We start from the raw sequence: 22793 nt of genomic DNA, 5'->3' as shown, positions 1-22793 counted from the left end.
CGCCGGACGCGGTCCGGCCGGTCGGGTCACCCCCGACCGGCCGGACCGCCGTCATTCGCCGCAGGTCACCCCGCCAGAGTGGCGAAGACGACGATGTTGTCCTGGTAGCTCTTGGCGGCCTGGTCGAACTGGCCGCCGCAGGTGACCACCCGCAGGCCGGGCCGGTCACTGGGCCCGTACACCAGCTCGGTGGGGAAGGCCGTCTTCGGGTACGACGCCACCGAGTCGACCCGGAACGTGGCGGGCCGGCCGTCCGCCCGCCGCACCGTCATCGTGTCGCCTGGAACGAGAGCGCCGAGGTCGAAGAAGACCGCCGGGCCGAGCTTCGCCGAGTCCACGTGCCCGACGATGACCGCGTTACCGGTCTCACCGGGGCTCGCGCCCGGCTCGTACCAGCCGGCCTGGTCGGCCTGCTCCAACGGGGGAACCTGGACGGTGCCGTCCGGGTTGGTGCCGAGCGACATGATCGTCGCCTGGACGCCGATCCGGGGGATCTCGATGCTGGTCGGCACGGAACGCGCCAGCCCGGCCGGCACGTCCCCCTGGCCGGCGGGCTGTCCCTCGGCGAACTGTCCGTCGGCCGGCGGGTTGGCGGTGGCGGTGACGGCCGGCCCGCTCACCGTGGGACCGGCCTGGGCCAGCGGCTGCGGCGGTCGGGCCGGGGGCGTGGTCTTCAGGGCGGCGCCGATCATGCCAGCGCCGATCATGGCCATGGTGACGACGACGGCCGCGCCGGCGGCACGCCACGGTCTCCCGTGACGGCCGCCGGCCCGTGTCGTCGTCACGTCAGACGAGCGAACCATCGGTCCGCCGGCGACGCATCAGCACGATCCCGCCCAGCGCGGCAGCGCCGAGCAGACCCGCCCCGCCGGTGGCCAGGCCACGGTCGGTACCGGTGCTGACGCCACCGTCACCACCGTCGACACCGCCGTGCGGCAGCACGACCAGCTCGCCCTCGCCGCACGAACCCTTGAGCTCGTAGCGACCCGGCTTGGCGTCCTTGTCAATCTTGGCCTCGCCGTAGTAGACGAACTCCCGCTCCTTCTCCCAGCGGTCCTCGTCCGAGCCGCGCTCGTCCCTGTCCTTGGACTCCCGGCTCTTGTCCGAGCCGTGTTCGTCGCGGCGGTCGTCGGAGCCGTACTCGTCCTCGTCCTTGTCCCTGGACTCCCAGCTCCTGTCGGAGCCGTGCTCGTCGCGGCCCTTGTCGGAGCCGTGTTCGTCGCGGCCCTCGTCCGAGCCGTACCCGTGCTCGTCCTTGTCCTTGGACTCCCAGCTCTTGTCCGAGCCGTGCTCGTCGCGGCCCTTGTCCGAGCCGTACCCGTGCTCGTCCTTGTCCTTGGACTCCCAGCTCCTGTCGGAGCCGTGTTCGTCGCGGCCCTCGTCCGAGCCGTACTCGTCCTTGTCCTTGGACTCCCAGTCCTTCTTGCCTTCGTCCTTGGAGCCCCAGTCCTTCTCGTCGCGGTTGTCATCCGCGTCCTGGCCGTGCTCCTCGCCCTTCCAGTCCTTGCTGCCCTCGTCCTCGTAGGCGTCGGCGGCAGCGCCGCCACCCTGGCCGCCGGGCTGCGACTTGTCCTTGCCCTCGTCGTCCTTGCCCTTGTCGTCCTTGCCGTTTTCGTCCTTGCCCTCGTGGTCCTTGCCCTTGTCGTCCTTGCCGTGCTCGTCCTTGCCCTTGTCGTCCTTGCCGTTTTCGTCCTTGCCCTCGTGGTCCTTGCCCTTGTCGTCCTTGCCGTGCTCGTCCTTGCCCTCGTCGTCCTTGCCGTGCTCGTCCTTGCCGTCTTCGTGGTCGTAGGAGTCCTCCTCCTCGCCCCACTCGCGGTCCTCGCCCCGGTCTTCCTTCGCCGGGTCGAGCTTGACCTTGCCGGTGACCTTGGACCACACGAACGCGTGCTCCTGCCGATCCGGGCAGATCTCGAGGAGCTTGACCTCTTCGCCGGCCTTGACGACGTGCGGCTTGGCATAGACCTTGCCGTCGTGGTCCTTACCGTCGTCGTGGCCGTTGGCGTAGGCGATCCCCGGTGCGAACACCAGGAGCGATGCGCCGCCGAGCGCGGCACCCGCAACGACCTTCCCGAGCATCTTCTTAGCCATGACCTGCGTCACTCCATCCCTGTTGTCCTGCGCCCGGCGACAACCGAGCTAAGACCGACGTTAGACGGTTTCATGACTTATGAAGTGAAAGATTCGCGTTTTGACCTTTGGTAGGGGTAAGAGGTGAAGGGGTGCTACGCGGCTTTCCGTGCGGTGCACGTCTTCTCGGGCACCCCGGGCTTCCCCGGGCGTGGTAGGGCGTTCCTCGCCCGTCGTGCCGCACCCGGCGTGGCCATCCGGTAGCGCCGGGACCGGTCCGCTACGTGCCGCACGGGCGAACTCGGGGGTATCGTCCGAAACCGAGCCGCGCGCTGACCTCGCCGCCACGCATCGAGCCATTGCCATGGAAGCGCTCCCATGTAAGAATCGGCGCACGCGGTTCGGGGAGCCACGCCGCGAGGCAGGCAGTCGAGGGCACCCGGTTCACCGGGGCGACATCCCGCCGCCGTTCGACCGGCCGCCGTGTCGGTCGTGCACCACCACCACCATCGCCCGTCCGGGTCGGGCATCCCCGAAAGAACCCCGTTGGCGCCGGCGACCGTCCGTGCAGGACGTTCACCGGGCCGTCCCGCCGGGCCGTACGTGGGCCCGGTCTCGCCCAAGGAGATCAGTGGCATGAATGTGTGGAGAAGGCTGTCCGGCCCACGCCGGGCCCTCGCGCTCGCCGGCGCGGGTGCCCTGGTCGCCGGTGGGTTGGTAACGATTCCGGTTACGGCGGCGCAGGCCGCGACGCAGTGCGAGATCGGCTACACGACGAACGACTGGGCCGGTGGTTTCACCGCGAGCATCACCATCAAGAACCTCGGCGACCCGGTCAACGGCTGGACGCTGGGTTGGACCTTCGCCAACTCCAGCCAGCGGGTGCAGCAGGGCTGGTCGGCCACGTTCACTCAGTCCGGCAGCCAGGTGACCGCCCGGAGCATGTCCTACAACGGCACCCTCGCCGCCGGCGCGTCAACGACCCTCGGCTTCAACGGCGCCTGGAGCGGCAGCAACCCGAAGCCGACCTCCTTCACCCTCAACGGCGTGGTCTGCAACGGCGGTGTCACCCCGACCTCCGCGCCGCCGACTGACGTGCCGCCGACGTCCGCGCCGCCGACCGACGTGCCGCCGACCTCCGCGCCGCCGACGAGCCCGCCGCCGGGGCAGAAGGTGGACAACCCGTACGTCGGGGTCCCGGGTTACGTGAACCCGGAGTGGAAGGCCAAGGCGGACGCCGAGCCGGGCGGAAGCCGGATCTCCAACAACCCCACCGCCATCTGGCTGGACCGGATCGCCGCGATCAACGGCACCCCGGACAGCAGCTCGAACGGCGCGTTCGGCGTGCGTGACCACCTGGACGAGGCGCTGCGCCAGGGCGCGGGCTACATCCAGTTCGTGATCTACAACCTGCCCGGCCGGGACTGCTCCGCCCTCTCCTCCAACGGCGAGCTGGGCCCGGACGAGCTGCCCAAGTACAAGGCCCAGTACATCGACCCGATCGCCGCGATCCAGGGCGACGCGAAGTACCGCAACCTGCGCATCATCAACGTCATCGAGATCGACTCGCTGCCGAACATCGTGACCAACACCTCGGGTCAGCCCGGCGGCACGGTCATGTGTGACACGGTCAAGGCCAACGGCGCGTACGTGAACGGTGTCGGCTACGCGCTGGCCAAGCTGGGCGCCATCGGCAACGTCTACAACTACATCGACGCCGGCCACCACGGCTGGCTCGGCTGGGACAGCAACTTCGGCCCGAGCGCCGAGATCATGAAGACCGCCGCCGTCGCCTCCGGCAGCACTGTCAACAACGTGCACGGTTTCATCACCAACACCTCCAACTACTCGGCGTTGCAGGAGCCGTACTTCAAGGTCACCGACAACGTGAACGGTCAGACCGTGCGGCAGGCCAAGTGGGTCGACTGGAACTACTACGTCGACGAGCTGTCCTTCGCCCAGGCGTTCCGGACCAAGCTGGTCTCGTTGGGCTTCAACTCGAACATCGGCATGCTGATCGACACGTCCCGCAACGGTTGGGGCGGCTCCGCGCGGCCCACCGGGCCGGGCGCGATGACCAGCGTGGACACCTACGTCAACGGTGGTCGCATCGACCGCCGGGCCCACCTCGGCAACTGGTGCAACCAGGCTGGCGCCGGTCTCGGTGAGCGGCCCCGGGCGAACCCGGCGGCGGGCATCGACGCGTACGTCTGGGTGAAGCCGCCGGGTGAGTCGGACGGCTCCAGCAAGGAGATCCCGAACAACGAGGGCAAGGGCTTCGACCGGATGTGTGACCCGACGTACGGCGGCAACGCCCGCAACGGCTTCAACCCGTCCGGGGCCCTGCCAGACGCGCCGATCTCCGGTGCGTGGTTCTCCGCCCAGTTCCGGCAGCTCATGCAAAACGCGTACCCGGCGCTCTGACCGGAACGCGTCAACAACCACCCGCCACCGGCAGTAGGTGAGGCACTGCCGGCGGCAGGTCCCCCCGGGTCCCCGGCCCGACCGTCACAGGTCGGGTCGGGGACCCCCCCTTGTGCCCTGGTCAGGGCACGGTGCGCTCGATTGCCGCCCGACCCTGCTCGGCCAGGTCACGGCGGGCCTTGTCCAGATTCTCCGGTGTGAGGTCCTGGCCGCGGGCCATCACCAGGTCCTCCGGCTCCCAGGGCTGCTCGGCCCCGGTACGGATGTTGTCGCCGCCGGCGCCGGTGCCCGTCCCGGTCGCCCCCGAGCCGGCGGCGTAGGGGTCGCCGATCAGCTCGTCGGTGTCCGGCGCGAGGTCGTCCGGCCGGTCGCGGGGCTCGGCGAAGCCGGGGGAGTCGTGGTCGGGGCCGCCCCCGCCACGCAACTGCGGGACGGTGGTGTCATCGTCCACCGCCGCGGCCACCTCCAGGCTGTCCTCCAACGGCGGTTGGCGATCGCGATCGGTCATGGTGGTGCCTCCTGTGTCCGACACGGTGCCTGATCCCCTCGCGTACCCTCTCGGGGCGGGCTCATGCTCCTGCCGGCCAGGTCCGGCGTCAGGCGCCGGGTTGCTGCTCGTTGGGGGCCGGCGGCTCCGCCGGGCGCCGCCACTGCCAGAACAGCATGAGCAGGCCGAAGACGAGCATCACCAACCCGGCCCACAGGTTGATCCGGACGCCCTGGGCCTTGTCGATCTCGGCCGCACTGTCGAAGATGCCGATCAACGTCACGATGATCCCGTACGCCACGAAGAGGCCACCGATCACCCGGCGGACGTCGAACAGCCGGGCCGCGGCGGAGCGGCGCTGCTCCGCCTGCGACTCGTCGATCAGCGGGTCCTGTGCCGGCTGGCCGTCGTCGCTCATCTGCCGACTCCTTTCCTAGAAGACCGGGACGTAGAACAGGGCGGCGAGCGCCACCGCGATCACACCGAGCAGCACGGGGGAGCGGTACCAGACGGCGTCCCCGGCGAGCACGTCACCCTTCAGGTCGACGCCGCCCATGCCGTAGACCAGCCCGCGCAGTTCCTCGTCGCGCTTGGGCGCGGTGAGCGGGGTGATGATCGCGGCGACCACCACCGCCGTGACGAACGCGAGACCGGCGCCCCAGAAGCTCTCCTCCAGGTCGGAGTTGAAGTCGATGACGCCACCCTTGTAGAGCAGGTAGAGACTGAGCGACACCAGGGTGCCCAGCAGCAGCGACCAGAAGCCGGCGAGCGCGCTCATCCGCTTCCAGAACATGCCGATGATGAAGGTGGCGAACAGCGGGGCGTTGAAGACGGAGAAGAGCGCCTGGATGTAGTTCATGATGTTGCTGAACCCGGCCGCGATGAACGCCGTGCCGATGCCGATCACCACAGCGGCGACCGTCGCCCAGCGACCGACCCGCACGTAGTGGTCGTCCGGCCGGTCGCGGCGGATGTACGCCTGCCAGATGTCGTAGGTGAAGACGGTGTTGAAGCCACTCACGTTTGCCGCCATGCCGGCCATGAACGAGGCGAGCAGACCGGTGACGGCCACCCCGAGTACGCCGTTGGGGAGCAGGTCGCGCATCAGCAGCGGGATCGCGTTGTTGTACTGAAGGTCGCCGCTCTCCGCGCCCAGGCCCTTCACCGTCACCAGGGCCACCAGGCCGGGGATGACCGTGACCAGGGGGATCAACAGCTTCGGGTACGCGGCGATGATCGGCGTACGACGCGCGGCGCTCATGTTCTTCGCCGACAGCGCCCGCTGCACCTCGGCGAAGTTCGTCGTCCAGTAGCCGAAGGACAGCACGAAACCGAGGCCGAAGACGATGCCGATCCACTGCGCGCCCAGCGGGTTGGCCGTGCTGCCGGTGTCCTGCCAGGCGTGCAGACCCGCCTCGCCGAGCTTGGAGTCGCGTACCGCGTCCATCAGGCCGTTCACCCCGCCGACCTTGACCAGGCCGATCACGGTGACCGGGATGAGGCCGGCCAGGATGACGAAGAACTGGAGCACCTCGTTGTAGATCGCGCCGGTCAGACCACCGATGGTGATGTACGCCAGCACGATCGCCGCGCCCACCACGATCGCGGTCCAGAGCGGCCAGCCGAGCAGTGCCTGCATCACCAGGGCCAGCGCGTAGAGGTTGACCCCGGCGATCAGCACCTGGGCGACGGCGAAGCTGAGCGCGTTGAGCAGGTGGGTGGGGCGGTTGAACCGCAGCCGCAGGTACTCCGGCACGCTGCGGACCTTCGACCCGTAGTAGAAGGGCATCATCACGATGCCCAGGAAGACCATCGCCGGCACCGCGCCGATCCAGTAGTAGTGGACGGTCATGACGCCGTACTGGGCGCCGTTCGCGGCCATGCCGATGATCTCCAACGCGCCCAGGTTCGCCGAGACGAAGGCGAGCCCGGTCACCCAGGCCGGCAGGGACCGGCCGGAGAGGAAGAAGTCGACGCTGGTCCGGATCGCCCGGCGGGCGGCGATGCCGACCCCGAGGACGGTGACGAAGTACAGCGCCAGGATCAGGTAGTCCAGGCCGTTCATGCTGAGCCGAAGACCGTCGCCGTCCATCCCGTCACCCCTCGTCCCGCGGTCCGCGCTGTTAGCCGCGCGCGCCGTATTACCCCTGTGCGGACGGTTTCACGCCTCGACGTCCGTGGAGGTGGTTTCGGGTGAATCGGGCCGGTCCCCCAGCGCGAGGGGGCGCCCCGGCCGACCGGCCGGGGCGCCCTGCGTGTGTCGCTCAGCGACCCAGTACGCGGTCCAGGAAGTCCCGGTAGTTGCGCACCGCCATCCGCAGTTGCTCGGTGTCGGCCGAGCCGGCGTCCTGCCACCCGCCCAGCGTGTTCTTCTGCGCGGCCAGTGCCGAGGAGAGGGCCTGGATGGCCTCCTCGACAAGCGACTGCGCCTCGCCGGCCGCCGCGTGCGGGTCGTCGACGAAACGCAGCTGCACGTCTCGCCAGCGGTCCCGGAAGCCCTGCGCGGTGTCGCTGTCCAGGAGCGTGGCCGGCTCGGCCGCGACTGTCGACCCGGCGGGTCGCGACGTCCCGGCGGCTCCCAGCGTGCCGTCGCCCTCGCTGTCGACCGGCTCGCCGTCCGCGTCCGGATCGACCATCTCCGGCGTCGCGCTGCCGTAACCGGCCGCGCCGGCGGTCACGGCGTCGGGGTCGGTGCCCGGGGCGACATCCCTGCGGTGCAGGTCGGCCGTCGGGTCGGCGCGCAGACCCTCACGCTCGCCGTCCTCTGCACCATCGCCCGGCTGGGCCGTCCGCTCGGCCCGGGCGTCCGGCTGATCCTGCGGGTGTGGGCTGGCCAGCGCCGAGGCCGCCACCGCGTCGGCGACGGTGGTGGCGCCGAACGCTGTCGGCAGTGGCCCCGGCTCGTGGAAACCGCCCTCGTCGGCGGACCGGTCGTCCCGCCGGTGGCGCGGGTCGGTGTCGTCGGCACGTGCGGTGTCGTCGGCCCGATCGGTCGCGTCGGTCCGCTCGGTGTCGTCGACGCGTGCGGTGTCGTCGGCGCGTTCGTCGGGGGCGGTCCACTCGTTCGACGCGTCCCGCTCGTTCGGGGCGGTCCGGTCGTCGAAGGTGCCCCGGTCGTCCAGGGCGTCCTCAGGGACGTCCGAGCGGCCGGCCCGGTCGCCGGTGGGAGGCACCGGGACGGGCGCGGACCGGACGGCCTCGGGGTGATCGCTGCTCGCCTGCTGTTCTTCCTGGCGCATCGGTGGCCTCCTCAGCGGCTCGTGGAGTCGTGGTCCGGGTGGTGGCGCTGTTCGGGCGTACGGCGGCCAACCGGCTCCTCGCCGAGCAGGTCGGCGAAGAGTGCCCGGTAGTGCACGACGGCCTGCCGCAGCTCCTCGGTGCTGGCCTCGCCCCGGGAGTTGCGCAGGTGGATGTCGTGCGCGTCGCGGTAGTTGGTGAGCGTGCGAGCGTGCTCGACGGAGAGATGGGCAATCTGGTCGGAGAAGTCACCGGTCGGATAGCCCTGCTCCTCGATGAGCCGGGTGACCAGTTCGTCCGCGTCGCCAACCGTTTCGCCGGGCGAGTCGATGAAGCGCACCTGGAGTTCCTCCCAGGCGGCGCTGTAGCGGGCCCGGGACTCCGGGCTGAGCGGGGTGAGCGTGAGCTCGGCGTGCCGGCGTTCCCGGTCGCGCAGTTCGCGTTCGGCGGCGGACCGGCTGTCCTGCTCCTCCACCACCCGGTCGTACTCCGGCCCGAACCGGTCGCGCAGCGCGCGACGGCGGCTGAGCGACCGGACGGCCACCGCCAGCACCGCGACGATCACGAGCACGACGAGCACGATGACGATTACCTGCGTGGGCGACATGGCTCCTCCTTCGTCACCTGGTATTCCCTCCGCGCACTGATCGCCAATCCCGATCGGGGGTACTTTCCTGGGCGGCTTGCGGGCGAGAGCGGGAAGAGGTGCTGTGGAGGGGCCGCGGCTCCGCCCACCGGCGTAGACCTGAGCCAGTCCAGAAAACGCGTCGATCGTCCGTCGCCTTGTGAGGCACATCTCGGAGCGTCGATGTCGGCGCGACGGGCGGTAGTGCAACCGCCCACGATTACGTATCCTGCCCAAGGCGCCCGCGCCGGTGTCCGGCGTCACGCCGGGCGTACCGCCGGCCGACGCGTTGCCCGGCGGTGCCGGCACCCCTCCTGCCACCCCTGTACGGGCGAGGTCTGATGAGAACCCGCGACTGGCCGATCCGCTCCAAGCTGACCGCGTTGGTCGTCGCGCCGGTGACCGCGCTCCTGGCGCTGTGGATCTTCGCGACCACGCTGACCTTCGGTCCCGCCCTGGGCCTGCTCTCCGCCCGCACCCTGCTCTACGACCTTGGTCGCCCCGGCGAGGTCGTGGTCACCGAGCTGCAACGGGAGCGCCGACTCTCGGTGGTGCAACTCGCGGGCACCACCCGGCTGCCCGTCCTGGCCGAGCAACGGGCCCGCACCGACCGGGCAGTCGCCGAGCTGCGCCGCCGCGTCGACGGCGAAGCCCTGCGCGACGCCGCCGACGATCCGCTGGAGGCCCGGATCGACCACCTGGTCTCCGCCCTGGCGGCGCTGCCGGCCGGCCGGCAGTTCATCGACGACCGCAGTCTGGACCGCAGCGGCGCGATCGGCCTGTACAGCGGCATGGTCACCGCGGCTTTCCAGGCGTTCTCCGCGATGGCGACCCTCGACGACCCGGACCTCAACCGGCAGGCACTGGCGCTCACCGCGTTGGGCCGCTCCCGGGAGCTGCTCGGCCAGAGCGACGCGTTGGTGACCGGCGCGCTGAGCGCCGGACGGTTCGCCGAGGGGGAGCACACCCAACTCGTACAGGCCATCGGCAACCAACGGTGGCTCACCGAGAACGCCGTGGCCGACCTGCCCGAGGCCGGCCGGGTCGCGTACCAACGGTTGACCGAGGGCGAGGCGTTCACCCGGCTGCGCACGATGCAGGACGCGCTGGTCCTGGCCAACCGGTCCGGCCGACCGCCTGTCGACGCGGCCGCCTGGCAGGCCAGCCATGACACGGTGCAGCAGCAGTTGCGCGACTTCGAGCTTGCCGAGGCCGACGGCCTCACCGACCGCTCGGTGCCGATGGCGGTACGCATCCTGGTGCGGCTCGCCGCCGCCGGCGTGCTCGGGCTCGTCGCCGTGGTGGTCTCGGTGCTGGTGGCGCTGCGGCTCGGCCGCACGCTGGTCCAGCGACTCAGCGGCGTCCGCACCGCCGCGCTCGAGTTGGCCGAGCATCGTCTCCCGGACGTGGTGACCCGCCTGCGTCGAGGCGAGCAGGTGGACGTCGCCCGGGAGGCACCGCCACTGGAGTACGGCCACGACGAGATCGGCGAGGTCGGGCGTGCCTTCACCGAGGTGCAGCGCACCGCCGTCCAGGCCGCCGTGGACGAGGTCACCCTGCGTCGGGGGCTCAACGAGGTCTTCCTCAACATCGCCCGACGCAGCCAGAGCCTGGTGCACCGTCAGTTGCACCTGTTGGACCGGATGGAGCGCCGCGCCGAGGACCCGGACGAGCTGGCCGAACTGTTCCAGGTCGACCACCTGGCGACCCGGCTCCGCCGGCACGCCGAGGACCTGGTCATCCTTGCCGGCTCCGCGCCGGGCCGCGGTTGGCGGAACCCGGTCGCGATCGTCGACCTGGTTCGCGGCGCGATCTCCGAGGTCGAGGCGTACGACCGGGTGGACATCACCGCCACGCAGCCCGCCGGTGTGTTGGGCCGGGCGGTCGGCGACGTCATCCATCTGCTCGCCGAGCTGGTCGAGAACGCCACCGCCTTCTCCCCGCCGGACACACGGGTCACCATCACCGGGGAGCAGGTGGCCAACGGGTACGCCCTGGAGGTCACCGACCAGGGGTTGGGCATGTCCGCCGCGGCGCTGGAGGCCGCCAACACCCGGCTGGCCAGCTCGCCCGAGTTCGACCCGGCGCAGAGCGCCCGACTCGGCCTGTTCGTCGTGGCCCGGCTGGCGGCCCGACACGGTGTCCGTGTCGAACTGCGCCCCTCCGAGCAGGGCGGGGTGATCGCGGTGGTGCTGATCCCCGCCGACCTGGTCACCGCCGAGCCACCGCCCGGCCCCGACCCCGCCACACCTGTCGCCGCGTCGGCCGACCCGGCCCGGCGGCTGGCTCGGACGGCTCGCCGGGGCACCGTGTCCCGCACCCGCCCACCCACGGCCTCCCGCGCCGTCACCGCACCGCCCGCCGGAGCACCCACCCCGGGTGGCGTGACTGTCGACGCGGGGTCGACCGTGGACGAGGAACTGGACGGCCTGCCCCGCCGGGTACGACGTCGTACCCCCGTCGCCCAGCCTCGGTCGACGGTCACCGACACCCCGGCGCCCCGCTCTCCCGAGGAGGTGCGCCGGGTGATGGCGGCCCTCCAGGCCGGCACGGCGCGGGGACGCGCCACCGTCACCACCCCGCCCGCCCCGACGACGCCGGCAGTGCCGGCCGACCGGGCTGCGCCGGCCGGCACTGCCGGCCCGGCGACGACCCCCGAACCCCCGACCGCGACTGAGAGGGACGCCTAGTGCGGCAATCGACGAAGCAGAGCGCCGGCCTGGACTGGTTGCTCGACGAGTTGGTGCAACGGGTGCCAGCCGCCCGGGAGGCGGTGGTGCTGTCCGCTGACGGTCTGCTGCTCGGCTGCTCGGCCGAGTTGGAACGCTCCGACGCGGAGCACCTCTGTGCGCTCGCCGCCGGCTTCTCCAGCCTGGCCCGGGGCGCCAGCCGGCACGTGGACGGCGGGCCGGTCCGGCAGACCGTGGTGGAGATGGAGTCGGCGTACCTCTTCGTCACCGCCGCCGGGCAGGGTGCCTGCCTGGCGGTGGTGAGCGACGCCGACGCGGACATCGGGTTGGTCGCGTACGAGATGGCGATGCTCGTCATCCGGGTGGGGGAGAGCCTCGCCGCGCCGCCCCGATCGTCGGCGGGAGCCGGTGATGCGGGCTGAGCCGCCCGGGCCGCAGCACGAGTGGCTGGACGGCGAGGCCGGCCCGGTAGTGCGCCCGTACACGCTCACCAAAGGGCGGGTACGCTCCGCCGTCGATGGGTTCGACCTCGTCGCGTTCGTGTTGGCGGGATCGGACGTCGACGCGGCGGAGCATCCGCACCTGCTCCCGGAGCATCGACGGCTGATCGCGTTGGCCCTCCGGCCGGTGTCGGTGGCCGAGTTGGCAGCCGAACTGGACCTCGCGGTCGGTGTGGTCCGGGTGCTCCTCGGTGATCTTCTGGGTGCGGGCCTGGTCGCGGTGCACGAGCCCCCGGCCGCCGGAATCATTCCCGACGACGACATCCTCAAGGCGGTGGTCAGTGGACTCCGTGCGCTATGACCATGCGGGCACCAGCACCACCATCCCGCTGGCACTGAAGATTCTCATCGCGGGTGGCTTCGGGGCTGGCAAGACGACGCTGGTCAGTGCCCTCAGCGAGGTGCGTCCGTTGCAGACCGAGGAGGTGTTGACCGGCGCCGGGGTCGGCACCGACGACATCTCCGGGGTGGAGGGCAAGTCGACCACCACGGTGGCGATGGACTTCGGCCGGATCACCATCAACGACGACCTGCAGGTCTACCTGTTCGGTACGCCGGGCCAGGACCGGTTCTGGTTCCTCTGGGACGAGTTGGCCTTCGGCGCACTGGGCGCGGTGGTGCTCGCCGACACCCGCCGGTTGGCCGACTGTTTCCCGTCCATCGACTACTTCGAGCAGCGTGGCATCCCGTTCGTGGTGGGTGTGAACTGCTTCGACGACTCCCGTCGTTTCAACCTGGAGACCGTACGCCGGGCACTCGACCTGGACCCGGACGTGCCGATGGTGCTCTGCGACGCCCGGGACCGGCAGTCCGGAAAGATGGTGTTGATCTCCCTGGTCGAGCATGTCGCCCGGCAGCGCGGGGAGCCGGTGCCGACGGCCTGAAGTCCGGTCGGCAAAGCCGGTTAACCGGCGGGCAATGCGGGCAGCCTCTGATTGGATCAGCGCAGGACGCCGGCGGAGGAGTGGGACGTGAGTGGTCAGGGTGAGGTCGTCCACATCGGGGGCTACACCGCGCAGAGCGGTGGGCGGGGCAGCGGCATCGTCGCCGCGCACCGCGACCCGACGACCGGGGCGCTGACCCCGCTCGGCACGGTGGCGGTCACCCCGTCCCCCTCCTTCCTGGCGCGGCACCCCACCCACCCGGTGCTCTACGCCGTCAACGAGTTGACGGACGGGGAGATCAGCGCCTGGCGGGTCGCGCCGGACGGCGGGCTGGATCCGCTGGGCAGCCGGTCGACAGGTGGGGCCGAGCCCTGCCACCTGGCGGTGTCGCCCGACGGCGGCCACCTCGTGGCGGCCAACTACGGCAGCGGCAGCGTCGCGGTCTTCCCACTCGACCCGCGGGGTGTGCCCGGCGAGCGCAGCGACCTGGTGGTGCACGAGGGGCACGGCCCCGACCCGGAGCGGCAGGACCACGCACACGCCCACATGGTCTCCCCGGCGGCGGGCCGGGGGCCGCTGCTCGCGGTGGACCTCGGCACCGACTCGGTCTACCGGTACGACCTGGACGCCGCGACCGGGCGGCTGGTGCCCCGCGCGCCACGCATCCGTACGACGCCCGGCACCGGGCCCCGGCACCTGGCCCGGCACCCGGATGGACGACGTTGTTACCTCGTCGGCGAGTTGGACGCCTCGGTCACCGCCTACGAGCTGACCGGGGACGGCGCGTTGCACCAGCGGGGTCGGGTCGAGGCGAGCGAGCGGTCCGGCCATGTCCAACCGTCGGAGGTCGCGGTCAGCCCGGACGGCCGGTTTCTCTATGTCGCCAACCGGGGGGTGGGGACGCTTGCGGCCTTCACCCTGGCCGGCGAGCTGCCCGAGTTGGTGGCAGAGGTGGACACCGGCGGTGAGTGGCCCCGGCACTTCGCGCTGATCGGGGAGCACCTCTACGTCGCCGACGAACGGGCGGACATGGTGCGGATCTTCCGGCGCGACGTCGTGACCGGGGTTCCGGTGGCGGTCGGGGAGCCGGTGCTGGTGCCGAGTCCGACCTGTGTGCTGCGGTGAGGGTTTGGCAACACCTCGGGGCTGGCGCGTCACGCTGTGTTGCTAAATAGTGGTTAACTGTTTCTCCTCCGTAACTTTCGTCCGAACGGATGTGGCAGAGACGGCACCTTGTACGCAAGATGGTCACCGTGTCAGCAGGCCGCCATCGCATGCGTTCGAAACTCCACCTAGCAGCCGCCGCTGCGATGGCGACGGTTCTCGTCGTCACGACTGGCGCGTGGTTCGGCTACCGAGAGTTGGTCCAGTCCAACTGCTCGGGGGAGATCCGACTCGCGGTGGCTGTCGCCTCCGAGCTGGCGCCCGCGGTGGACGCCGCCGCGTCCCAGTGGGTCAAGGACGGCGCTGCGGTGGGCCCGACCTGCATCCGGGTCGATGTCTCCGCGTCCGACCCGGTCGACGTGGCGGCCGTGGTGGCGGCCAAGCACGGCGCGGTCCTCGCCGGGGTGGGGCAGGCCAGCGGCACGGCCGTCAGCCCGGACGTGTGGGTGCCGGACTCCTCGACCTGGCTGTTGCGGTTGAAGAAGGACGCGACCGCGTTCGCTCCGACCAACGGCGCGTCCATCGCGCGCAGCCCCATCGTCGTCGCGATGCCCGAGCCGATCGCCACCCGGCTGGGCTGGCCGGACAAGAAGTTCAACTGGACCGACCTGCTCAAGCAGCTCAACAACACGAACGCGCCGCTGCGTACCGGGATCGTCGAGCCGACCCGCGACGCCGCCGGCCTGTCCGGCCTGCTCTCGCTGACCGCCGCCGCCAACGGCGCGGGCGGTGACGCCCAGCGCAACACCGTCGGTGCGCTCCGCGCACTTGCCACCGGGCGTTCCTCGCTGCGCAACGACCTGTTGGCACGCTTCCCGACCGCCAACGACGCGACCTCCATCGCCAGCGGTCTCGGCGCGGCGGCGCTGTCCGAAGAGGACGTGATCGCCTACAACAGCAAGAAGCCGCCGGTGCCGCTCGCCGCGCTCTACATGGAGCCGGCCCCGATGCCGCTGGACTACCCGTACGCGGTGCTGCCCGGCATCGAGCCGAGTAAGGCGTCGGCGGCCCGGGTGCTGTTCGAGCTGCTCACCAGCCCCAACTTCCGGGACCGGCTCGCGGCGCAGTCGCTGCGCGCGCCGGACGGCAACTGGGGTGCCGGCTTCCAGGCACCGCAGGGTGCCCCGAGCCCGTCCGGCGGCGCGCCGACCGCACCGGCGAACGGCGGCACCGCCGCGGGCGGGTTGGACCCGGCCGCGATCCAGCGGGTCGTGTCCAGCTGGTCGATCGCCACCCAGTCCGGCCGGATGCTGGCCGTGATCGACGTCTCCGGCTCGATGAGGGACCCGGTGCCGTCGGCCAACAACCGGAGCCGGGAGGAGGTCACCGTGGAGGCGGCACGCCGCGGCCTCGGCCTCTTCGACGACTCCTGGTCGATCGGCCTGTGGACCTTCTCCACCAAGCTGGTCGGCAACCGGGACTACCGCCAGCTGATCCCCATCGGGCCGCTCTCCAGCCAGCGGGCCCAGTTGGAGGGGGCACTCGCCACGGTGAAGCCGTCCAGCGGCGACACCGGCCTCTACGACACGATGCTTGCCGCGTACCAGGCGGTGCAGGAAAACTGGCAGCCCGGTCGGGTCAACTCCATCGTGCTGTTCACCGACGGCAAGAACGAGGACGACAACGGCCTCAACCAGCAGCAGTTGCTCGCCAAGCTCAAGCAGATCGCCGACCCGGAGCGACCGGTCCAGGTCATCATGATCGGCATCGGCGAGGGCGTCAGCAAGGCCGAGCTTGAGTCGATCACGAAGGTGACCGGGGGCGATGTCTTCGTCACCAAGGACCCGAGCGAGATCGGCAGCATCTTCCTCAGCGCCATCGCGCGGCGCCCACCGGCACCGCGCTGAGCCACCGCGAAGGAGGCCGAGACCTGCCCACCGGGTATCCGGTGGGCAAGTCTCTTTATTGGCTTCCAGGTTGAAGAAAAGTGACGGCAATACGTCCGAAGCAATCGGCAGTCATAGTTATCGGGGCAGGATGTCGACTGTTCCGGCACGGTCGGTCCGCCTCCGGTCCGAGCTGTTGGCCGGGGCCACCCTGAGCAGAGTGGGAGGGCCGGTGACCGCGGCGACACTGTTGACCCCCGCCACGTCGGCGGAGCCGAACGGCCCCCGGGCCGGGCTCGTGGCGCGCGCCGACGAGCGGTCCTACGTTCGGGTCATGGTGGTATTGGACACCACCGTTCTCATCATCGCGCTGCTCATCGGATACGTCGCCCGCTTCGGCGACGACCAGCCGAGCGGCTCCGAGGTCCCGTACGTGCTCGTCGCTCCCGGGTTGGTGCTGGCGTGGCTGATCTCGCTCAAGGCCCTCGGCTGCTACGACGACCGGGTGATCGGCTACGGGGCGGACGAGTACCGGCGGGTCAGCTCCGCGAGCCTGCGCCTGGCCGGCGCGATAGCCATCATCGGCTACATCACCGATCTTGGCGTCTCGCGGGGTTTCCTGGGCATCTCCTTCGCGGTGGGCACCGTCGGGCTGGAGGTGGCGCGGTTCGGCGCCCGCAAGCGCCTGCACCGGGCCCGCTCGATGGGTGCCGGCTGGTCCCGCAGGGTGCTGGTGGTCGGTGACACCGCCCACGTGTTGGAGTTGGTGCACACGCTGCGCCGCGAACCGTACGCCGGCTACCAGGTGGTCGGCGCGTGCATCCCGGACGCGCTGCTCGCGCCGGTGGCGCAGCGACTGGGCGACGTGCCGGTGGTGGGGTCGTTCCGTGGTATTCCGGAGGCCGTCACCGCCATCGGCGCGGACACGGTCGCGGTGACCGCCTCGGGCGAGCTGACCGCGACCCGGCTGCGGCGCCTCGGCTGGCAACTGGAGGGGACCGGCGTCGACCTGGTCGTGGCGCCCGCGCTCACCGACGTGGCCGGCCCACGCATCCACACCCGCCCGGTCGCCGGCCTGCCGCTGATCCACGTCGAGGCACCGGAGTTCCGCGGTGCGCGCAAGCTGGTGAAGGGTCTCGTCGACAGGTCGGCCTCGTCGCTGGCGCTGGCGCTGCTGTTGCCGCTCATCGCGTTCATCGCCCTGGCCATCAAACTGGACAGTCGGGGCCCGGTGCTCTTCCGCCAGGTCCGGGTCGGGCGGGGCGGGCAGGAGTTCGGCGTGTTCAAGTTCCGCACCATGGTGGTGAACGCCGACGCGATGCTCGCCGAGCTGACCGCCCGCAACGAGACCGACGGCCTGATGTTCAAGATGCGCCACGACCCCCGGGTCACCCGCGTCGGCCGGCTGCTGCGCAAGTGGTCACTGGACGAGCTGCCGCAACTGGTGAACGTGCTGTTGGGTCAGATGAGCATGGTCGGCCCCCGTCCGCCGCTGCCCTCGGAGGTGGCCCGCTACGACGGCGACGTGGCCCGGCGGCTGCTGGTCAAGCCCGGCATGACCGGGTTGTGGCAGGTCAGCGGCCGATCCGACCTGAGCTGGGAGGACGGCATCCGGCTCGATCTCTACTACGTGGAGAACTGGTCCCTCGCCGCCGACCTCACCATCCTCTGGAAGACCTTCGGTGCGGTCCTCAACGGCCGCGGAGCGTACTGACGGCCGCCGGTCACGCTTGCGGGCCGTGCCAGTCCAGGCAGACGACCACCGCGTCGTCGACCAGGTCACCGGCCACGAACGCGCGCAGATCACCGATCAGCGACCGGACGGCGTCCAGGGGTTCCATCGGCCCGGTCCGCCGCAGGAACCGGTCCAGGGCCGTCTCGCCGTAGCGCACGTGCTGACCGGTGGCCTCCACCACCCCGTCGCTGACCACGAAGACCCGGTCGCCCTGCTCCAGCGGGAACTTCTGCTCGTGGTAGTCGGTCGCCTCGAACATGCCCAGCGGGAACTGCGCCTCCAGCGGTTGCTCGGCGACGTCGCCGTCGCGCAGCAGGACCAGTCGGGGCGACCCGGCGTCCACCACCGTCATCATCCCGGAGCGCAGGTCCAGCTCCATCAGCAACGCGGAGAGGTGCTGTTCGCCCCGGTACAGGTCGTAGATGGCCTGATCGGCGAGGGCGGCCTGGTCGGCCAGGCTCAGCCCGGCCCGACGCGCGTTGCGCAACGCGTGGGTGGCCAACGAGGTGAGCAGGGAGGCGGCGACACCCTCCCCGGTGCCGTTGATCGTGGACAACCAGAGCCGCTGCCCGTCGTCGGACCAGTCGAAGCTGTCACCGCGTACCGCGTACGCCGGCTCCAACTGCCCGGCCAGGCTGAACGCGGGACGGATCCGGCTGCGGCCGGGAAGCAGGTCCCACTGCATCTCGGCGGCCAGGGTGAGGCGCTGGGCGCGCCGCGCCGTCCGGTAGACGTCGGTGCCGGCAGAGACCGCCGCCACCTCGTGGGCGAGCGCGGTGGCGATGTCGGCCAGCTCGGCGACGACCTCCCGGTCGTCCGGGACGGGTGCCAGGCACAGCACCCCTCGACGCTCGCCCCGCATGGTCACCGGGAACCAGGCGGTGCCGTCGGTCAGGAGCGGCGACTGGTGGTCGAAAGCACGCCAGGCGGGGTGCCCGGGGCTGGTGATCGAGTCACCCTCGGTGAGCGGCAGCAGCTCCGAGAGCTTGTAGTCGACCTGGTACAGCTCGACGTCGGTAATCCCGTACGACCGGGCGAGCACCTCCCCGATACCGCCCACGAGCCGGTCGGCCGGTGCCTGGTTCAGGGCACGGCGTGCCTGATTGACCGGTTCGCTCATCGTCGCTCCCTCGCTGAAAGCTCGACCACCAGTGTGTTCGGAGTAGTCTCGGGCCACCATGGCCGAACTGCACGGTCCGACGGACCCCAAGACGAGTATGGCTGCCGCGCTGGACGAGGCGGCCGCTGCCCTGCTGGGCATCTGGGAATCCGCCCGGGAGGGCACCGCCCACCGGGTGTCCGGTGCCCAGTTACGAGCGGTGATGGTGGTGGAGCAGCACGACGGGATCAACCTGCGGCGGCTGGCCAGCCGGCTCGACATGCTGCTCAGCTCCGCCAGCCGCCTCTGCGACCGGTTGGTCGCCGCCGGCATGCTGGAGCGCGAGCCGGGCCGCTTCGACCGGCGGGAGATCTCGCTGCACCTCACCCCGGAGGGCCGCCGGCTCCTCGCTGAGCTGCGGACCGACCGCCGGGCGCAGCTGGCTGTGGTGCTTGCCGAGATGAGCCCGGAAGGCCGCGACGCGCTGCTGGGTGGCATGCGGGAGTTCGACGAGGTCGCTCGCCGGCAGCAGGCGCGGAGCACACCGCCGTCGGACGACCCGACGGGGCCCGAGGGCTGGCCGAACGACCCGGACCGACCCGGTGGGCGGTCGGGGGACTGGTCGCGCGACAGCCACCGGCAGACCCGCACGGCCTGGGCGGACCCGTCGGGCGACCCGGAACGGTCCGTCGGCACCACCCGGGAGTGGCCGACCGGCGAACCGCCGGTGGCGCGAACCGCCTGACCACACCTTCCGGGCGGCACGCCACCCCGGGCGGGCGCGGCCTGATCCCCCCCCGCCGCCGTCCGGCACGCCGCCCTGATCCCGTCGTCCGGCACGCCGCCCTGATCCCGTCGTCCGGCACGCCGCCCTGATCCCGTCGTCCGGCACGCCGCCCTGATCCCGTCGTCCGGCACGCCGCCGTCGGCGCGGGCCGTCGATCACACCGGCGTCGACGCACCCACGGCCAGCATCGCGATGTCGTCGTGGGCCTCCCCGGCCAGCCAGTCGTCGACCGCCCGTAACACCCGGTCGACAAGTGCCGCCGGCGACCGCCCGGCTGCCGAGGCGACCGCGGCGCGCAGCCGGGCCGCACCGAACGTCGCCAGCTCGCGCGGGCCGCGGGCCGCGGTCACCCCATCGGTGTACGCGAGCAGCAGGTCGCCCGGATCGAGGTGCACCCGGGTTTCGGCGAATTGAGCGACGGGCAGCGCGCCGACCGGCATGCCGCCGACCGGGACCGGCGTGACAGTGCCGTCGGCGGTGACCAGCAGTGGCGCCGGATGACCTCCGCCGGCGAGCCGGACGTCCAGCCCGGCGGCCCCGCTGTCGATCCAGCCGAGCAGCAGGGTGGTCAACTGGCTGTGCCGCGCCGCGCCCGGGGCGTCGAACAACGCCCCGTTGAGCAGTTGGATCAGCTCCAGTGGACGCTGCTCGACGAGCCGCAGCGTCCGCAACGACTGGCGGACCCGGCCGGTCAACACGGCCGCGCCCACTCCCTTGCCGCACACGTCGCCGAGCGCGAACAGGGCACCGCGGGGGTGGGGGAACACCTCGTAGAAGTCGCCGCCGATGCGCAGGCTGTCCCCGGCGGCCCGGTATCCACCGGCCATGGTCACACCGGGCATGGTGGGCAGCTCGGATGGCAGCAGACTGGCCTGTAGCACCTGCGCCAGGTGGGCCTGCTCACCGTGCAGGTCGGCGGTGCCCAGTGCGGCGCCGGCCCGGGCGGCGAACTCACGGGCCAGCTCGATCTCGCGCCCGTCGAAGCCGGCACGCTCGGCGCGGCGGATGAGCAGCAGTGCGCCTGTCGACCCGTCGGCGCTCAGCAGTGGGCTGACCAGCACGGTGCCCGGGGCGCCGAAACCGGGCGGCAGCAGGGGGGACAGGTCGGCGGGCTCGGCGTCCAGCCAGCGCCCCGGCTCGGCGGCCTCGCCGGCCAGTGCCTCGGCGAGACCGGGCACGCCGCTGGTCAGCGTCGCCCCGGCCAGGCCGGTGACCGGGGCCGGCTCGCCGTCGGCGTACCGGATCCACCGGATGGGTGTCTCGGCCGTGACGGCCGGGCGGGGCAGCGCCACGGCGACGTCGGCCAGATAGGGCACCGCGAGGGTGACGGTGGCCAGGAGCACCTGGTCGCGGTGCACGGAGAGCCCGAGCCGGCTGCCGGCCTGGGCGAGGAACGCGGTGCGGGAACGCTCGGCGCGCAGCGCATCAGCCTGAGCGTGCTCCTCGGTGACGTCGCTGACATACCACGCGAACCGGGAGTCGGTGAGTTGTCGTCGGGTGCCCCGCAGTCGCCGGCCGTGGTGTTCGGTGTCGAAGGCCGCGGAGTCGGCGGCGACCGCTCGGGCCAGGGCCACCACCGGGGAGCGGGCCAGGTCGCTGCCGACGGTGACCTCCGGGAGCAGCGCCGCCGCCGTGGCGTTGGCCATGGTGACCCGACCGGCCTCGCCGGTCGTCAGCACGGCCTCGGCGAGCCCGTCGAGCAGCTCGCGGGCCAACCTCGCGTCGGCCGGCTGCGCGGTGCCGCTGGGGTGCCGGGTCGTGGTCACCGTCGGACGCCACCGCACGTCTGACGACCTGTGCGCATGCTGCTTCTCGCCTCCTCGCCGCGGATCGCTGCCTGCGGGGCAAGGCTACCGACCCCCTCGGACACGCGCCCAGGGTGCAGGGCGCGGCGCCGACGCGCCCGGACGGTGCAGGGCGCGGCGCCGACGCGCCCCGAGGGCGCAGGGCGCGGCGCTGAGGCGCCCCGAGGGCGCAGGGTGCGGCGCTGAGGCGCGCCCAGGGGTGCAGGGCGGCGATCAGTTGGAGCGGGCCAGCCAGCCGGCGGGTTGGGCGACGATCCGGCGGGCCACCGAGCCGGCGGCACCCACCGCGGCGGCCTCCGCGCCCAGCCTCGACGGCCGGACCGTGACCGGCGACCAGGCTGCGGTGAGCACCCGACTGGCGATCTCGGCGAGCACCGGCGGGCACAGCCAGGGTGCCAGCGCCGCGTACCCGCCACCGAGCACCACGGTGTCCAGGTCGAGCAGGTTGACGACACCGGCCACCGCGACACCGAGCGCCGTCCCGGCGTCGTGCAGGGCCCGCAGCGCGTCCGGGTCACCGGCCTCGGCCAATTCGGCCAGCCGCGCCGTCGCGGTGTCCGCGGGGAGTTCCGCCCGGGCCAGCCCGGCGGCGGTCACGATCGCCTCCTGGCCGGCGTACTGCTCCAGGCAGCCCTGCCCGCCACAGCGGCACGGACGGCCTTCGGGGTGCACCGGGAGATGCCCGATCTCGCCGCTCCAGCCGCGCACGCCCCGGAACAGCGCGCCGTCCAGGACGATGCCGGCGCCGATGCCCACCTCTCCGGAGATGTGCAGGAAGCTGGACGGGCCGGGTGGCCGGGAGTGCAGCTCGCCGAGGGCGGCGAGGTTGGCCTCGTTGTCCACCACCAGCGGCGGGACGCCGGGCACCTGCTCGACGAGCGGAGGGTGCTCGGCGAGCAGCGCGGGCACCGGCACGTCGCGCCAACCGAGGTTGGGTGCGAGCCGGACCAGCCCGGCGTCGTCCACCAGACCGGGCACCGCGAGTGCGGCCCCGACCAGGGTGAGGCCCTCGCGGGCGGCCTCGTCGCGGGCATCCCCGGCTATCTCGACCAGCCGGGCGAGGGCGTCCGCCGGTGCCACCGGGCGCAGATCGGCCCGGTGCACGATGCGGTGCCGGACCTGTCCGGCGAGGTCCACCACGCAGACCGCCAGGTAGTCGACGTTGACCTCCAGGCCGAGCCCCGCCGGCCCCTGGTCGGCCAGGACCAGCCCGCGGGCCGGACGGCCGGCGCCGGAGCGGGGCGCCGGGTCGGACTCGCTGACCAACCGGCCGGCGAGCAGGTCCTCGACCACCGCGGACACGGTCGCTCGGGTCAGGCCGGTCGCGGTCGCCAGATCGGCTCGGGACGGAGGTCGGTCGGCGGCGGCGATCCGGCCCAGGACCAGGGCGAGGTTGAGCTCGCGCAGACTGCCCTGACGGACTGCGCCGGCCGGGGCGTGGGTGAGGCTCACCCCTTGACAGT

Annotated in this window: 19 protein-coding genes; 9 read left to right on the top strand and 10 right to left on the bottom strand. The window is 71.9% G+C overall.

Translation table 11 applies throughout. The features are described 5' to 3' along the window. Positions 1-65 precede the first annotated feature (65 nt). Both ACGFIW_RS11495 and ACGFIW_RS11490 read right to left on the bottom strand, forming a co-directional pair. Entirely contained in the window at positions 66-785 is a 720-nt protein-coding gene (locus ACGFIW_RS11495; protein WP_393313197.1) for a class F sortase, read from the bottom strand. A 1-nt stretch (position 786) separates the two neighbouring features. Then, on the bottom strand, positions 787-2088 hold the full coding sequence (locus ACGFIW_RS11490; protein ID WP_393313194.1) for a hypothetical protein: 1302 nt from the start codon (positions 2086-2088) through the stop codon (positions 787-789). Positions 2089-2703: 615 nt separating this feature from the next. Here ACGFIW_RS11490 and ACGFIW_RS11485 point away from each other — a divergent pair. Beyond that, the gene (locus ACGFIW_RS11485) at positions 2704-4491 is read left to right on the top strand and encodes a glycoside hydrolase family 6 protein (RefSeq protein ID WP_393313191.1); all 1788 of its coding nucleotides are present in this window, start codon (positions 2704-2706) and stop codon (positions 4489-4491) included. Positions 4492-4612: 121 nt separating this feature from the next. Here the strand turns inward: ACGFIW_RS11485 and ACGFIW_RS11480 are convergent, their stop codons facing one another. The 5 genes from ACGFIW_RS11480 to ACGFIW_RS11460 all read right to left on the bottom strand — a co-directional run bounded on the left by ACGFIW_RS11480 (position 4613) and on the right by ACGFIW_RS11460 (position 8822). Further along, positions 4613-4999, bottom strand: a complete 387-nt coding sequence (locus tag ACGFIW_RS11480) for a hypothetical protein (protein WP_393313188.1) — start codon at positions 4997-4999, stop codon at positions 4613-4615. An 88-nt stretch (positions 5000-5087) separates the two neighbouring features. Further along, positions 5088-5396, bottom strand: a complete 309-nt coding sequence (locus ACGFIW_RS11475) for a hypothetical protein (protein ID WP_393313185.1) — start codon at positions 5394-5396, stop codon at positions 5088-5090. A gap of 15 nt (positions 5397-5411) precedes the next feature. Beyond that, positions 5412-7070: a sodium:solute symporter family protein gene (locus ACGFIW_RS11470; protein WP_393313182.1), complete on the bottom strand. Its 1659-nt coding sequence runs from the start codon at positions 7068-7070 to the stop codon at positions 5412-5414. A gap of 172 nt (positions 7071-7242) precedes the next feature. Continuing rightward, positions 7243-8217, bottom strand: coding sequence for a hypothetical protein (locus ACGFIW_RS11465; protein ID WP_393313179.1), 975 nt, complete (start codon positions 8215-8217; stop codon positions 7243-7245). 11 nt (positions 8218-8228) lie between these two features. Beyond that, positions 8229-8822, bottom strand: coding sequence for a hypothetical protein (locus ACGFIW_RS11460; protein ID WP_393313176.1), 594 nt, complete (start codon positions 8820-8822; stop codon positions 8229-8231). Positions 8823-9181: 359 nt separating this feature from the next. Between ACGFIW_RS11460 and ACGFIW_RS11455 the strand changes: the two genes are divergently transcribed. The 7 genes from ACGFIW_RS11455 to ACGFIW_RS11425 all read left to right on the top strand — a co-directional run bounded on the left by ACGFIW_RS11455 (position 9182) and on the right by ACGFIW_RS11425 (position 17618). Further along, on the top strand, positions 9182-11530 hold the full coding sequence (locus tag ACGFIW_RS11455; protein ID WP_393313174.1) for a nitrate- and nitrite sensing domain-containing protein: 2349 nt from the start codon (positions 9182-9184) through the stop codon (positions 11528-11530). Next, entirely contained in the window at positions 11530-11952 is a 423-nt protein-coding gene (locus ACGFIW_RS11450) for a roadblock/LC7 domain-containing protein (protein WP_393313171.1), read from the top strand. Before ACGFIW_RS11455 ends, ACGFIW_RS11450 begins: the two co-directional genes overlap by 1 nt. Continuing rightward, complete coding sequence (locus tag ACGFIW_RS11445) at positions 11942-12331, top strand: DUF742 domain-containing protein (RefSeq protein ID WP_357554917.1); 390 nt, start codon at positions 11942-11944, stop codon at positions 12329-12331. The genes ACGFIW_RS11450 and ACGFIW_RS11445 overlap by 11 nt, the downstream gene beginning before the upstream one ends. Beyond that, entirely contained in the window at positions 12312-12914 is a 603-nt protein-coding gene (locus tag ACGFIW_RS11440) for an ATP/GTP-binding protein (protein ID WP_357554918.1), read from the top strand. The genes ACGFIW_RS11445 and ACGFIW_RS11440 overlap by 20 nt, the downstream gene beginning before the upstream one ends. 87 nt (positions 12915-13001) lie before the next feature. Beyond that, positions 13002-14039, top strand: coding sequence for a lactonase family protein (locus tag ACGFIW_RS11435; protein WP_393313166.1), 1038 nt, complete (start codon positions 13002-13004; stop codon positions 14037-14039). Positions 14040-14167: 128 nt separating this feature from the next. Beyond that, positions 14168-15925, top strand: a complete 1758-nt coding sequence (locus tag ACGFIW_RS11430) for a substrate-binding domain-containing protein (RefSeq protein ID WP_393313163.1) — start codon at positions 14168-14170, stop codon at positions 15923-15925. 211 nt (positions 15926-16136) lie between these two features. Further along, the gene (locus tag ACGFIW_RS11425) at positions 16137-17618 is read left to right on the top strand and encodes a sugar transferase (protein WP_393313161.1); all 1482 of its coding nucleotides are present in this window, start codon (positions 16137-16139) and stop codon (positions 17616-17618) included. Between the two features lie 10 nt (positions 17619-17628). On the opposite strand, the gene ACGFIW_RS11420 is transcribed toward ACGFIW_RS11425, so the two are convergent. Next, positions 17629-18759: a PP2C family protein-serine/threonine phosphatase gene (locus ACGFIW_RS11420; protein WP_393313158.1), complete on the bottom strand. Its 1131-nt coding sequence runs from the start codon at positions 18757-18759 to the stop codon at positions 17629-17631. A gap of 58 nt (positions 18760-18817) precedes the next feature. Between ACGFIW_RS11420 and ACGFIW_RS11415 the strand changes: the two genes are divergently transcribed. Further along, entirely contained in the window at positions 18818-19483 is a 666-nt protein-coding gene (locus ACGFIW_RS11415; RefSeq protein ID WP_393313155.1) for a MarR family transcriptional regulator, read from the top strand. A gap of 197 nt (positions 19484-19680) precedes the next feature. Here the strand turns inward: ACGFIW_RS11415 and ACGFIW_RS11410 are convergent, their stop codons facing one another. Both ACGFIW_RS11410 and ACGFIW_RS11405 read right to left on the bottom strand, forming a co-directional pair. After that, positions 19681-21291, bottom strand: coding sequence for a PP2C family protein-serine/threonine phosphatase (locus tag ACGFIW_RS11410; protein ID WP_393313152.1), 1611 nt, complete (start codon positions 21289-21291; stop codon positions 19681-19683). A 252-nt stretch (positions 21292-21543) separates the two neighbouring features. Further along, entirely contained in the window at positions 21544-22782 is a 1239-nt protein-coding gene (locus ACGFIW_RS11405; protein WP_393313149.1) for an ROK family protein, read from the bottom strand. Positions 22783-22793: the final 11 nt, after the last annotated feature.

It is taken from the genome of Micromonospora sp. NPDC048935 (genome assembly GCF_043197875.1).
Lineage (GTDB): Bacteria > Actinomycetota > Actinomycetes > Mycobacteriales > Micromonosporaceae > Micromonospora.
Note: the sequence above shows the minus strand (reverse complement) of the source record. Positions and strands in the feature narration are given on the sequence as shown.